The sequence below is a fragment of the Pseudomonas sp. B21128 genome (assembly GCF_044218865.1).
In the GTDB taxonomy this organism is placed as follows: domain Bacteria; phylum Pseudomonadota; class Gammaproteobacteria; order Pseudomonadales; family Pseudomonadaceae; genus Aquipseudomonas; species Aquipseudomonas iridis.
This window is the reverse complement of the sequence record NZ_CP162590.1, coordinates 71,683-84,120: the sequence shown is the minus strand read 5'-3', so window position 1 is coordinate 84,120 and position 12,438 is coordinate 71,683. Positions and strand designations below refer to the sequence as shown.

Genomic DNA, 12,438 nt, shown 5'->3' with positions numbered 1-12,438 from the left:
TTGCGACGGCTGGTGAATTTTCCCTCACCCTAACCCTCTCCCGGAGGGAGAGGGGACCGACCGGGTTGTTCTTTCGATATCCGCCGATCTGAGCTATCGAGTCGAACTCAAATTTTGCAATCAACGAAGATCGGCTCCCTCTCCCCCCGGGAGAGGGCTGGGGTGAGGGGAGCGTCTTTGAATCCTGCACATCAGCTATAGTGCCGCCCGGGTTTTGTTACGGAGACATCCCATTGCGCATTGTTCTTTTATTCACCGCTTGGCTGTTGAGCGCCGGCGCCGTCGCGGCGCCGGGTGATGTGGCGACGCTGGATCGCGGCACCTGGCCTGAGCAACTGACCAGCCCGACGCTGTTCGACGTCGCTTCACGGGCGGAAATCCTCATGTTTGCCCGCGGTTTGCTCGGCACCGAATCGATGACGGAGGCCGCGCTGGCTCAGCGTCTGGGCCTGCGCACGGTCAATCTGGATGCCGTCAACAGCCTGCGCGAGCGCCTGTGGCAGCGCTTGCTTGCCAACTACAACTACGCCCAGCAAAGTTGCGATCAGGACGCCTCGTTCTGCTTCCTCGTCGAAGACTTGCCAACGCTGCGTGAGCAGGCCGCCAAATTCGTCGTCAGCGATGACAGCTATTACACCAAGTGGGCCGAGCCAAGCCGGATCTTCCATCTGCAGTACCTGGACGAATTGCTGCGCAAGGCTGCGTTGTTCCCGCAGACCAGCAGCGAAATCGATCGTTTCGGCGACTATGAGCGCAACGGCGACGAGATGCATGACCGGCTGTTTCTGCTGACTTTCGACAGCGCTGCCAACGCACAACCGGACAACACCGACTGGCTCACCGAGTACCTGCGCAAGGCCAACATGAGCGGCACGTTCTTCATGTTGGGCAAGGATGTTCAGGCGCGCCTGGGTGACCGTTCCGTGAGCGGCCTGCAAGCGACGTTCTCGCAGCAATGCGTCGGCGTGCAGGGTTGGGAGTTCCGCTCCCACAGCCATTGGCAGGACTGGCAGGATTCGGTGCGCCGCAGTGCCGATCTGGTGAAGAACAAGCTGCCGGAAAATTATGTACCGCTGTTCCGTCCGCCGGATGGCCAGCGGCGCAGCGATGCAAAAGACTTCTTTAACACGCAGGGCCTGCAAGTGGCGCTTTGGGATATCGATGCCGCGGACGGCGCAGGCAAACTCAAAGGTCCGCCGAGTGCGCAGCGAGTGCTGACCTTGATGCTGCTGTGGCGCCACGGGGTGATCAATTTCAACATGAAACAGGATGCGGTGAAGACCGCCATGCCGTGGCTGATCACGCAAACCGCGCAAAGCGGAATCGGTTGGGAAGACTGTCTGGACGGGTTTCGCTGAGAAACGAAGAAAGCCCGGAAACATTGGGCTTGGGGCGATTTTTTTGCGAAGTTCGATGCAGGCGGACTTCCGACTTTAGCGGGGTCTGGACGGTCCGCCAAGGGCTTTTCGTCACTCTGCAAAATAAACTTCAAAAAACCGTCAAAGTGCTTTTTCCTGTCATGGGTTTTGGAGTATTACGAAGACAGACCGCCGAAACCTGCAACACAGGTGGCGTCTCCCAAGACCCACTTTGTGTGCAAGTCACCTGCCTCTTTCAATAAAAGCCCGGCAGATGAATCGGCAGTCACTTCGAGGCGCAGCACTGTAGAGGTATTGCGTCGAATGGCTCTGACAAAGGTGACCGAGTATGGATGATCACGGACGTAGCCCTTCCAACCAGCCAATCCTTTATGTACTCGATACCAACGTATTGATTCACGATCCAAACGCCCTGCTTAATTTCGAAGAACACCACGTTGCCATCCCGATGACCGTGCTGGAAGAGCTGGACAAGCTCAAGAGCGGGCATCACAGCGTTGCCGCCGAATGCCGTCAGGCGATCCGGCTGATCGACAAGACCCTGGGCGATGCCTCCCCCGAGGACGTCGAACTGGGCGTGCCGATTCAGCGCGGCAAGGGCGGTCCGAAGGGCTTGCTGTCAATTCTGATGAGCAAGCAGGCCGAATCGAACCTGATTCTGCCCGAGCATCTGAACGACAACAAAATCATCAACCAACTCATCGATATGCACACCCGTGACCCACAGAAACCCGTGGTTCTGGTGACCAAAGACATCAACATGCGCCTCAAGGCGCGCGCCTGCGGGATCGCGGCCGAGGACTACAGCACCGACCAACTGGTCGATGACGTGTCGCTGCTGCCCAACGGTTATCACAACATGACCGGCTCTTTCTGGGACCTGGTGAGCAAGGTTGAAACCCGTCAGGATCACGGTCGCACATGGCACGAAGTGAAGCTGATCGACAACTTGCCGGCGGTGCATATCAATGAGTTCATCATCGATGAACAGGGCTTTGTTGGCTGGATCAAGGAGATTGACGAAGACCGTTTGCTGATTCTCGATCTGCATCAGGAACCCCTGTTGCACCAGGAAGCCTGGGGCCTGAAACCGCGTGACATCTACCAGAGCCTGGCGCTGTACGCGCTGCTCGATCCGGACATCCATCTGGTCAACCTGTCGGGCGCGGCCGGTTCCGGTAAAACCATTCTGGCGTTGGCCGCTGCAATTGAGCAGACCATGGTCAGCAAGCGTTATCGGCGCATCATCGCCACCCGCAGCGTGCAGGGCCTGGACCAGGAAATCGGTTTCCTGCCTGGCACCGAAGCGGAAAAAATGGAGCCTTGGCTGGGCGCCATTACCGACAACCTCGAAGCCTTGCACATGGATGACGAAAACACCCATGGCAGCGTCGATTACATCCTCAGCAAAGTGCCGTTGCAGTTCAAATCGCTCAACTACATTCGCGGTCGCAGCTTCCAGCAGAGCCTGATCCTGATCGACGAATGCCAGAACCTTACGCCGCACCAGATGAAAACCATCATCACCCGTGCCGGCGCCGGTTCCAAAGTGGTGTGCCTGGGTAACCTCGCACAGATCGACACCCCTTACCTGTCCGCGACCAGCTCCGGGCTGACCTACCTGACCGAACGCTTCAAGGATTTCCCCAACGGTGTGCACATCACCCTGCAAGGGGTGCCTCGCTCGATCCTGGCCGAATACGCAGAGTCTCACCTCTAAGAGGAGCAGCTACAAGCTTCAAGCCGCAAGCTACAAGTGGCCCGAGTGAAATTCACTTGCCGCTTGAAGCTTGCGGCTTTCGGCTGTTTAAATGCGAGCTTTCCTGACGCCTGCCTACTGCGCTTTAACTTGCCGCTTGTAGCTTGCCGCTTGTAGCTGCCTCAAGGAGGCCCCCGTGCTGACTCATCTCGATTCCCAAGGTCGCGCCAATATGGTCGACGTCACTGAAAAAGCCGTGACGTTCCGTGAAGCGACGGCTCAAGCGCTGGTGCGCATGCTCCCCGAAACGTTGCAGATGATCGTCAGTGGCGGCCATCCCAAAGGCGACGTATTTGCTGTCGCGCGCATTGCAGGCATTCAGGCGGCGAAGAAAACCAGCGATCTGATTCCCCTGTGCCATCCGCTGATGCTCACTGGCGTCAAAGTCGAGCTCAGCGCTGAAGGCGACGACACCGTGCGCATCGTCGCCCGCTGCAAATTGTCCGGGCAGACCGGCGTCGAGATGGAAGCGCTGACCGCTGCCAGCGTCGCCGCACTGACTATCTATGACATGTGCAAAGCGGTGGATCGCGGGATGACCATCGAAAGCGTGCGTCTGCTGGAAAAGGTCGGCGGCAAGAGCGGGCACTTTCAGGCGGATCAAGTATGAAGCTGACCGTTAGGTTTTTTGCCCGTTACCGTGAAGCGCTGGGCGTTGACTCGGTAACGGTCGACGGCGATTTCGCCACCGTCGATGACGTGCGCGCGCTGTTGGCGCAGCGTGAAGGCGCCGAGGTATTGAGCGAGCAGAACCTGATGTGCGCACGCAACGAAGACTTGTGCCAGCTCGACGAGCCGGTGGTCGAGGGTGACGAAGTGGCGTTTTTCCCCACTGTGACCGGAGGCTGATCCATGGCAATTCGTGTGCAGGCCACGGCGTTCGATCCGGGTGCTGAAGTCAACGCGATGCACGCGGCCAATGTCGGCGTCGGCGCGGTGGTGAGTTTTGTCGGCTACGTGCGCGACTTCAACGATGGCCTGGATGTGGCGGGGATGTTTCTCGAACACTATCCGGGCATGACCGAAAAAGCCCTCGGCAAGATCGCGATTGAGGCCGAGCAGCGCTGGCCGTTGCTGAAACTGGAAGTGCTGCACCGCATCGGCGCGCTGGAACCGGGCGAGCCCATCGTGTTTGTCGGCGCAGCCAGCGCCCATCGCCAGGCTGCGTTCGACGCCTGCGCTTTCGTCATGGATTACCTGAAAACCCGCGCACCGTTCTGGAAGAAGGAAAACACCAGTGACGGCCCGCGCTGGGTAGAAGGACGCGACAGTGATCATGCGGCGGCGGATCGCTGGAAAAAGTAATGCCTGTAGCGCCCTTCAGTAAGCCTTCGCGAGCAAGCTCGCTCCCACAGTGGATCTGCGCCGTTCACAAATCCAATGTGGGAGCGAGCTTGCTCGCGAAGGGGTCATCCGCAACACCAAAAACCTCGCAAACACTCTCTCCTCCCTGATTGACGACTTGTACCTATAAGTCCAATATGGATTTCCAAGTACAAAAAAGCTTCAATCTTGCCGCTTGTAGCTCCCCGCTCCCAGCTGCTCTTCTTCATCTTGCCAAACCAACAACAACCCGCGAGAGAACGAACATGAAGACACTTCCCCTCATCACCGGTCTGGCCCTTAGCCTGTTGGCGTGCAGCAGTGTGTTCGCCGCCGAGAAAACCCTGCGCATTGGCATTGAAGCGGCTTACCCTCCATTCGCCTCGAAAACCGACAAAGGCGAAATCGTCGGTTTCGACTACGACATCGGCAATGCCCTGTGCGCGCAGATGAAGGCCAAGTGCGTGTGGGTCGAGGGTGAATTCGATGGTCTGATTCCTTCGCTCAAAGTGAAGAAAATCGACATGGCGCTGTCGTCCATGACCATCAACGAAGACCGCAAGAAGTCGGTGGATTTCACCCACAAGTATTACTTCACTTCTTCGCGACTGGTGATGAAGGACGGCGCCACGGTCGATGACCAATACGCCAGCCTCAAAGGCAAGAACGTCGGCGTGCAACGCGCGACCACCACCGACCGCTATGCCACCGAGGTGTTCGAGCCCAAGGGCGTCAACGTCAAGCGCTACAGCAACAACGAAGAGATCTACATGGACCTGGCCGCCGGTCGCCTTGATGCGATTTTTGCCGACACCATTCCGCTGAACGATTTTCTGTCGATGCCACGCGGCAAGGGCTATGCGTTTGTCGGGCCGGAGCTGAAGGATCCGAAGTATGTCGGCGAAGGGGCGGGGATTGCGGTGCGCAAGGGGAATAGTGAGTTGGTCAGCGAGCTGAATACCGCCATCGACGGGATTCGCGCCAGTGGCGAGTATCAGAAGATTTCCGAGAAGTATTTCAAGTCTGATATCTACGGCGACTGATCGTCCGCTTTCGCGAGCAAGCTCGCTCCCACCGGGGATTTGTAGCGTTCACAAATCCCCGGTGGGAGCGAGCTTGCTCGCGAAGAGGCCGCTACTGTCTTTGCAAACCTCTAGCCCTTCAGTTCCTTCAGGTGTTTGTACACCGTCGCCCGGCCCATGTTCAGCACATTGGCCACGTAGTTAGAGGCGCTCTTGCCCTTGAACGCGCCCTCGGCATGCAGCGCCAGCACCAGTTCACGTTTGTGATCGCGGGTCAGCAGATTCAGGCTCAGTTGGCGCTCGCGCAGCCAGGCGTGCAGGAACGTGTTGATGCGCTCCTGCCAGTCATCGCGAAACAGTGAGTCCGGTTGCGGGATCAGCTTGCTCGGCGACAGGAACAGGTCCAGCGCAGCCTTGGCATTCTCGAACAGCGAAATATTCAGATTGATGCACAGCACCGCCAGCGGCAGGCCTTCGCTGTCGCGCAATACGCTGCTCAGGCTGCGGATCTTCTGACCATCCCAGTTGAGTTTTTCGTATGGGCCGATGTTCCGCTCGCTGACATCCTCACTGAGCATGTCTTCAAGTGACGACTCGTCACCGATCTCGCGTTTGGACAGATTGTTGGCGATGTAATCGACTTTTTGCGTGCGCAAATCGTGCAACACCACTTCGGCGTGGGGAAAGAACAGCGTGGCGATGGCGTCGGCGATGGCCCGGAAGTTATCCAGTGCCGGGTCGAGTTCGGGGGCGGTCATGACAGTGGGGCTCCAGGCAGCGTCAGCGCCCACATGAACAGGGGCGCTGCGAGTTTGCCGCAATCGGTTGGGCGCGTCATCCGCAGCGCGGATTAACCGAGCCGGGCAGGGGCGAGCATGTTGCTGCTCAGTCCGAACTGACGCAGTTGCTCGGGCAACGGCAGACCGCGCACCAGTGCGGCGCTGGCCTGGCCCATCGCCGGTGACGTCTGGATGCCGTACCCGCCCTGGGCTGCGACCCAGAACAAGCCCGGCACCTGCGCATCGAATCCGCTGAGCAAATCACCGTCGGCGACGAAACTGCGCAAGCCGGCCCATGTGCGAGTCGGGCGGCGGATGGTCAGCGTCGTGGCTTCTTCGATCTGATAGATGCCCATGGCGATGTCCAGTTCTTCAGGCTGCACGTCGTGGGGTTCGACCGGGTCCGCGTTGGCTGGCGAGCCTAAGAACATGCCGGCGTCAGGTTTCATGTAGAAGGATTCGTCGAGGCTGACCAGCATCGGCCACTGATGAATGTCGACACCTTCTGGCCCGGCGAAGATGAAGGCGGCGCGGCGTTTCGGTTGCAGGCCCAGCGATCGTGCACCGGCCAATGCGCCGATCTTGTCGGCCCAGGCGCCCGCGGCGTTGATGATCACTGGCGCGCTGAAGGTCTGACCATTGGTCTGCACCTGCCAGACGTTGTTGGCATCGCGCTCAAGCCCCAGCACCTGGCAGTCGGTGTGCACCTCGCCGTGGTTGCGGCGGATCCCCCGCAGGAAGCCTTGATGCAGGGCGTCGGTATCAATGTCACAGGCTGTCGGGTCGTAAATCGCCCCGTGGACTTTTTCCCGGCGCAGGATCGGCAGGCGCGCGCAGGCTTCATCAGCACTGAGCCGTTGCATTTCGGGCACCGTGGCTTTGGCGCTCAGGTACTGGTTGTTGAGTTCGGCGGCGTCACCGGTGAAGTCCACGGTCATCTCGCCGCGCGGGGTCAGCAGCGGGTGCTCGCAGAAACCGGCCGGCGGCTGGTCGAAAAATTCACGGCTGGCCTGAGTCAGCGCGCGTACCTGCGGTGTGCCATAAGCCGCGGTGAACAGGGCGGCAGACCGCCCGGTGGAGTGATAGGCCGGGTGAGACTCACGCTCCAGCACAATCACTTTGGCGTGGGGCGACAGCCAGAAACCGGTGGAAGCGCCGGCAATCCCGCCGCCGATGATGATGAAATCTGCCTGGCTCATGAAGAAACTCCACGTTGAACTGCAAAGTTGAAGTTGTCGCAAATCCTGTGGGAGCCGGGCTTGCCCGCGATGGCATCACTACGGTTTTTTCTGAGGAACCGAGGCGTCTGCATCGCGGGCAAGCCCACTCCCACAGGGATCGAGGTGTCAGTGCTTCAGGTGATAAATCGCATTCGCCAGGGCGATGTCTTCCAGCCCTAGCCCGATCGAGCGGAAAAACACGTGACGGTGATAATCCGGGCGTTGCACTTTTTCACTGAGCAGATCGGCGAGATCACCCATGATCGCGTCCGTGCTCCAGCCATGTTGCTCAACAGCAATCAGCATCTCGCCCGCCGAGCCCGGCGTGGTCAGACGGTAGTCGCAGAACACCTGCATGTCGTTGAGGCTTTGTGGCGGCACTTCATGGGCGCGGGGGGCGTTGGTGCTGATCGAGGTGATCAGCGCGGGTTTGCTCAGTGCCGCCGGGTCAATCACCGGCCCCGCTGACGAAGTGCAGAGCATGATCACATCGGCGTCGGCGAGGGCGGCTTCACGACGGGTTGCAATCGTCAGGCCGGGAGCAGCGGCTGTGAGCAGCGCCCGGGTTTCAGGATCCTCCTGCAGGCTCGGCGAATAGACGCTGATGCTTTGCCAGTCGCGCAAAGACTTCACGTAATGCAGATGCGCCTGTGCAACTTTGCCGCTGCCGATAATCGCCAGTCGCCGCGCATCCAGCGGGGCGAGGGCATCGACGGCCACCGCGGTGGTCGCAGCCGTACGCGCTGTGGTGAGTTCGCCGGCATCGCACAGCAGCAAGGGTTGGCCGGTCTGCATCGACATCAACAAGGTCCACGCGGTCACCAACGGGCCTTGCTCGCGGACGATGTACGGCGAGGTCTTCACGCCGTACACACCGTCTTCGGCCAGTACACCCAGGTAATTGATGAAGTCACCAGCGCCCTGCGGGAACTCCACGAGTTGCTGCGCCGGTTGTACCGCGTGACCGGCGGCGAGATCGCGGAACAGTTTGCGCAATGTCTGCGGCACATCAATGCGGGCCAGCAGCTCACGGGCCTGGGTTTGGTCGATCACGAAGGGCGTACTGGACATGTCAGGCTCCGAAAGCGAAATCTAAACTTATTTGTCTATTATGGACTTTTAGTTTTGTCGGGCAAGGTCCTCCGGAAAAAAAGCCGGGCACAAAAAAAGCGCAGTCCGTTGCCGGCTGCGCTTCTCTTCTATCGTGTCACTTACTCTGGACGCTTGCGCTCAACGGCACGCAACAGATGCGTGGGAGGTGTCTCACAGCTGATCTTGCGGCCAAGCTTCTCTTCGATGGACGGCAACTGGTAGGAGTCGTCCTCGCCAGCGAAGCTGATCGACACGCCATCGGCGCCGGCACGACCGGTACGGCCGATGCGGTGCACGTAATCGTCCGGGACTTCCGGCAGGGTGAAGTTGATGACGTGGCTGATGCCGTCGATGTGGATGCCGCGACCGGCAACATCGGTGGCGACCAGTACGCGTATCTTGCCTTCACGGAAGCCTTCGAGCGTCTTGATGCGCTTGTGCTGCGGCACGTCGCCAGACAGTTGCGCGGCGTTGATGCCATCACGCACCAGGCGCTCTTCGATCCGGCGCACCTCGTCTTTGCGGTTGGCAAACACGATCACCCGCTCCCAGCCGTTATCGTTGACCAGGTTGAAGAGCAGTTTGTATTTGTCGGCAGCGGCCACGGCAAAGATGTGCTGCTCGACGTTTTCGTTGGCCACGTTCTGCGATTCGATCTCGACGATCGACGGGTCGGTGGTCCACTGCTTGGCGAGGTTCATCACGTCTTCGGTGAAAGTCGCGGAGAACAGCAGCGTCTGACGTTCGCTTTTCGGCGGGGTCTGGCGAATGATCTGCCGAACCTGCGGGATGAAACCCATGTCGAGCATGCGGTCGGCTTCGTCCAGCACCATCACTTCGACCATGTCCAGATGCACGTCGCCGCGCTGGTTGAAGTCGAGCAGGCGGCCCGGTGTTGCAACGAGGATGTCGCAGTGGCGCGCTTCAAGGTGCTTGAGCTGCTTGTCGAAATCCATGCCGCCGACAAACGTCATCACGTTGAGGCCGGTGTACTTGGTCAGGTCAGCGGCGTCTTTTGCAATCTGCACCACCAGCTCACGGGTCGGCGCGATGATCAGCGCACGGGGTTCGCCCATGTAGCGTTCTTTCGGCGGCGGGGTTTGCAACAACTGAGTGATGATCGAGATCAGGAACGCGGCGGTTTTACCGGTACCGGTCTGGGCGCGGCCGATGGCGTCTTTGCCGGCGAGGGTGAAACCCAGCACCTGTGCCTGGATCGGCGTGCAATAAGGAAAGCCCAGATCCTGAATGGCGTGCATCAGTTCTGGAGAAAGCTTGAAATCGTGAAAGCGGGTTTTGCCTTCCTGAGGTTCGACGACGAAGTCTTCGAGTTTCCACGGGATGACCGGAGCCTTGGGCTTGGGTTCGCGACGCGGCTTGAGCGGTTTTGGCGCTTCGCTGCGGGCAGGCTCGGCGGCGATTGGCGCGGCCGGTGCAGCTTGCGGTTCTTGCTTCGGTGCCGCTGCGGGAGCGGGGCGGTCGGCCTGCGGGGCATCGTTGCGATGACCGGGGGCGTGCGACGGCGCACGGGTAACTGGCGCGAGCTGCTCAGCCTCGCTTTTACCGAACATTTTCTTGAGTGCTTCGAGCACGGTCATCTCATCAATTGGTTAAGGAATGTACGCCGGCCAGTGTAATGCAAGAACCGGGCGCGGCGTAGTGTGATGATCAAAGGGCAGTCGTTGTGCGGATAATCAGCGCAGGCGCTCGCTCAGCCAGGTACCGATGTCGCGAATTTCCTCGGGTAACACTTCGTGCTCCATTGGGTATTCCTGCCATGTCACGGTGACACCATGGGCTTTCAGATACTCATAAGCGGTGCGGCCCATGGAGTTTTGCACCACGTTGTCGAACTGACCGTGCAACGACAGCACCGGAATTCGTTGCTGGCTGGCAGATAACTGCAATTGCTCACTGAACGTTGGCGCATACGTCGACAACGCCATCACGCCACCCAACGGTCCCTGCCATTTCACAAAAGCGGTGTGATAGACCACGGCGCCACCCTGGGAGAAACCCGCGAGAAAAATCCGCGAGGCGTCTATTCCGCTGGCGCGCTCGTTTTCGATCAATTCAATGACGTGATCGGCCGACGCTTCCAGTTCATCGCGATCGATCGCCCGCGCCGGGCTCATGGCCTTGATGTCGTACCAGCTCGGCATGGCATAACCGCCATTTATCGTCACTGGACGGGTCGGCGCCTGAGGCAGTACGAACCGTGTGCTAAGCAGGCTTTCCTGCAACGCCTCGGCGACCGGAAGAAAGTCATAGCGGTCGGCGCCGAGGCCGTGCAGCCAGATCACGCAGGCGTCTGCGGGCTTAACAGGCTGAAGAATCAAGGGCTCGGTCATGGCTGCTCCAAATGTGTGCGGGCGCTCTCATTGAGTGCGTGATTGAAGTGCGCGCCCGGTTGATCCGTTAAGAAGATGTCGCAAGGGTACAAGTTTTGCTATTGACCTGTCGCTTATGTGCTTCAGCGGCCGGTGTGGTACGGGCTTTGCTATGGCTTGAAGCGTGCAACCGATCTCGCGTCTGGCGGTAACACTATCAGTGAACGCCTGACGATGGGATGCAAAGAATCCGGTAATGGATGTTCGCCGATGGCCGCCATGGGCTTAGCGAATATGAAAGGGCTACAGCCCGTTCGGCCAATTGGTGAGAAGTGAGTTGTCCATGATGTGGATTTTCTCCTGAAACACTCATAGCGAAGGTCTTTACGTCGGTTGACCCAATAAAAAGCCAACTAGGGTCAACACCGCCTCAAAAGGGTGCGACTGGACTCAAGCTCCGACACAACAAGAGCAAAACTGGAGGTTTGAATGAAGATGTTGAAATCCACTCTGGCGATCGTGACTGCAGCAGCAGTACTCGGCGTCAGCGGGTTCGCTCAGGCGGGTGCAACCCTGGATGCCGTGCAGAAGAAAGGTTTCGTGCAATGTGGCGTGAGCGACGGTCTGCCGGGCTTCTCGGTACCGGACGCGACCGGCAAGATCCTCGGCATTGACGCTGACTTCTGCCGCGCAGTAGCCGCTGCTGTATTCGGCGACGCCACCAAGGTCAAATTCAGTCAGTTGAACGCCAAGGAGCGCTTCACCGCGCTGCAGTCCGGCGAGATCGACATCCTGTCGCGCAACACCACCATGACCAGTTCCCGTGACGCGGGCATGGGCCTGAAATTCCCGGGCTTCATTACCTACTATGACGGCATCGGCTTCCTGGTAAACAACAAGCTGGGCGTGAAGAGTGCCAAAGAGCTGGACGGCGCGACCATCTGCATCCAGGCCGGTACTACCACCGAGCTCAACGTTTCCGACTACTTCCGCGGCAACGGTCTGAAATACACCCCAATCACTTTCGACACCTCCGATGAAAGCGCCAAGTCGCTGGAATCCGGTCGTTGCGACGTGCTGACTTCCGACAAATCCCAGCTGTTCGCCCAGCGCAGCAAACTGGCTTCGCCGAAGGACTACGTGGTTCTGCCGGAAACCATTTCCAAGGAACCACTGGGTCCAGTCGTGCGTAACGGCGACGACGAGTGGCTGGCCGTGGTGCGCTGGACTGGCTACGCCATGCTCAACGCTGAAGAGGCCGGCATCACTTCGAAGAACGTCGAAGCTGAAGCCAAGTCCACCAAGAATCCGGACGTCGCTCGTATGCTCGGCGCTGACGGTGAATACGGCAAAGACCTGAAACTGCCGAAGGACTGGGTCGTGCAGGTCGTCAAGCAGGTCGGCAACTACGGTGAAGTGTTCGAGAAAAACCTCGGCAAGAACACTCCGCTGGAAATCGACCGTGGCCTGAACGCCCTGTGGAACAACGGCGGCATTCAGTACGCACCACCAGTGCGCTAATGGTTCTATCACC

General features: G+C 59.2%; 12 protein-coding genes. 7 read left to right on the top strand and 5 right to left on the bottom strand.

The features are described from left to right. The first annotated feature begins 233 nt into the window (after nt 1-233). The 6 genes from AB4P91_RS00400 to AB4P91_RS00375 all read left to right on the top strand — a co-directional run bounded on the left by AB4P91_RS00400 (nt 234) and on the right by AB4P91_RS00375 (nt 5,504). Nucleotides 234-1,358: a polysaccharide deacetylase family protein gene (locus AB4P91_RS00400; protein ID WP_150688562.1), complete on the top strand. Its 1,125-nt coding sequence runs from the start codon at nt 234-236 to the stop codon at nt 1,356-1,358. A 349-nt stretch (nt 1,359-1,707) separates the two neighbouring features. Then, a complete protein-coding gene (locus tag AB4P91_RS00395) occupies nt 1,708-3,099 on the top strand; it encodes a PhoH family protein (protein ID WP_042557759.1) in 1,392 nt (463 codons plus the stop codon). A gap of 175 nt (nt 3,100-3,274) precedes the next feature. After that, nucleotides 3,275-3,748: a cyclic pyranopterin monophosphate synthase MoaC gene (gene moaC / locus AB4P91_RS00390; RefSeq protein WP_150688563.1), complete on the top strand. Its 474-nt coding sequence runs from the start codon at nt 3,275-3,277 to the stop codon at nt 3,746-3,748. After that, nucleotides 3,745-3,987, top strand: a complete 243-nt coding sequence (locus AB4P91_RS00385; RefSeq protein WP_150594956.1) for a MoaD/ThiS family protein — start codon at nt 3,745-3,747, stop codon at nt 3,985-3,987. The genes moaC and AB4P91_RS00385 overlap by 4 nt, the downstream gene beginning before the upstream one ends. 3 nt (nt 3,988-3,990) lie before the next feature. Then, nucleotides 3,991-4,443: a molybdopterin synthase catalytic subunit MoaE gene (moaE, locus tag AB4P91_RS00380; protein WP_150597490.1), complete on the top strand. Its 453-nt coding sequence runs from the start codon at nt 3,991-3,993 to the stop codon at nt 4,441-4,443. A 284-nt stretch (nt 4,444-4,727) separates the two neighbouring features. Beyond that, complete coding sequence (locus AB4P91_RS00375; protein ID WP_150597491.1) at nt 4,728-5,504, top strand: ABC transporter substrate-binding protein; 777 nt, start codon at nt 4,728-4,730, stop codon at nt 5,502-5,504. A 110-nt stretch (nt 5,505-5,614) separates the two neighbouring features. Here the strand turns inward: AB4P91_RS00375 and AB4P91_RS00370 are convergent, their stop codons facing one another. From AB4P91_RS00370 to AB4P91_RS00350, 5 genes are all read right to left on the bottom strand, one after another. Continuing rightward, complete coding sequence (locus AB4P91_RS00370) at nt 5,615-6,241, bottom strand: transcriptional regulator (RefSeq protein ID WP_150597492.1); 627 nt, start codon at nt 6,239-6,241, stop codon at nt 5,615-5,617. Nucleotides 6,242-6,333: 92 nt separating this feature from the next. After that, entirely contained in the window at nt 6,334-7,461 is a 1,128-nt protein-coding gene (locus AB4P91_RS00365; RefSeq protein WP_395604080.1) for an NAD(P)/FAD-dependent oxidoreductase, read from the bottom strand. Between the two features lie 147 nt (nt 7,462-7,608). Further along, nucleotides 7,609-8,553 carry an ornithine cyclodeaminase family protein gene (locus AB4P91_RS00360; RefSeq protein WP_150597493.1) on the bottom strand — a complete coding sequence of 315 codons (945 nt, stop codon included), beginning with the start codon at nt 8,551-8,553 and terminating at the stop codon, nt 7,609-7,611. Between the two features lie 140 nt (nt 8,554-8,693). Further along, nucleotides 8,694-10,172 carry an ATP-dependent RNA helicase RhlB gene (gene rhlB, locus AB4P91_RS00355; protein WP_150597494.1) on the bottom strand — a complete coding sequence of 493 codons (1,479 nt, stop codon included), beginning with the start codon at nt 10,170-10,172 and terminating at the stop codon, nt 8,694-8,696. 96 nt (nt 10,173-10,268) lie between these two features. Beyond that, entirely contained in the window at nt 10,269-10,925 is a 657-nt protein-coding gene (locus AB4P91_RS00350; RefSeq protein WP_150594950.1) for an alpha/beta hydrolase, read from the bottom strand. A gap of 468 nt (nt 10,926-11,393) precedes the next feature. Here AB4P91_RS00350 and AB4P91_RS00345 point away from each other — a divergent pair, with 468 nt between their 5' ends. Then, a complete protein-coding gene (locus AB4P91_RS00345) occupies nt 11,394-12,425 on the top strand; it encodes an amino acid ABC transporter substrate-binding protein (RefSeq protein WP_115146333.1) in 1,032 nt (343 codons plus the stop codon). Nucleotides 12,426-12,438 lie beyond the last annotated feature (13 nt).

Bases quoted from the DNA above. Each gene is read 5' to 3' on its own strand.
- AB4P91_RS00395 (WP_042557759.1), top strand. From the start codon at position 1,708: ATGGATGATCACGGACGTAGCCCTTCCAACCAGCCAATCCTTTATGTA.
- AB4P91_RS00385 (WP_150594956.1), top strand. From the start codon at position 3,745: ATGAAGCTGACCGTTAGGTTTTTTGCCCGTTACCGTGAAGCGCTGGGC.
- moaE (WP_150597490.1), top strand. From the start codon at position 3,991: ATGGCAATTCGTGTGCAGGCCACGGCGTTCGATCCGGGTGCTGAAGTC.
- AB4P91_RS00375 (WP_150597491.1), top strand. From the start codon at position 4,728: ATGAAGACACTTCCCCTCATCACCGGTCTGGCCCTTAGCCTGTTGGCG.
- AB4P91_RS00370 (WP_150597492.1), bottom strand. From the start codon at position 6,241: ATGACCGCCCCCGAACTCGACCCGGCACTGGATAACTTCCGGGCCATC.
- AB4P91_RS00365 (WP_395604080.1), bottom strand. From the start codon at position 7,461: ATGAGCCAGGCAGATTTCATCATCATCGGCGGCGGGATTGCCGGCGCT.
- AB4P91_RS00360 (WP_150597493.1), bottom strand. From the start codon at position 8,553: ATGTCCAGTACGCCCTTCGTGATCGACCAAACCCAGGCCCGTGAGCTG.
- rhlB (WP_150597494.1), bottom strand. From the start codon at position 10,172: ATGACCGTGCTCGAAGCACTCAAGAAAATGTTCGGTAAAAGCGAGGCT.
- AB4P91_RS00350 (WP_150594950.1), bottom strand. From the start codon at position 10,925: ATGACCGAGCCCTTGATTCTTCAGCCTGTTAAGCCCGCAGACGCCTGC.
- AB4P91_RS00345 (WP_115146333.1), top strand. From the start codon at position 11,394: ATGAAGATGTTGAAATCCACTCTGGCGATCGTGACTGCAGCAGCAGTA.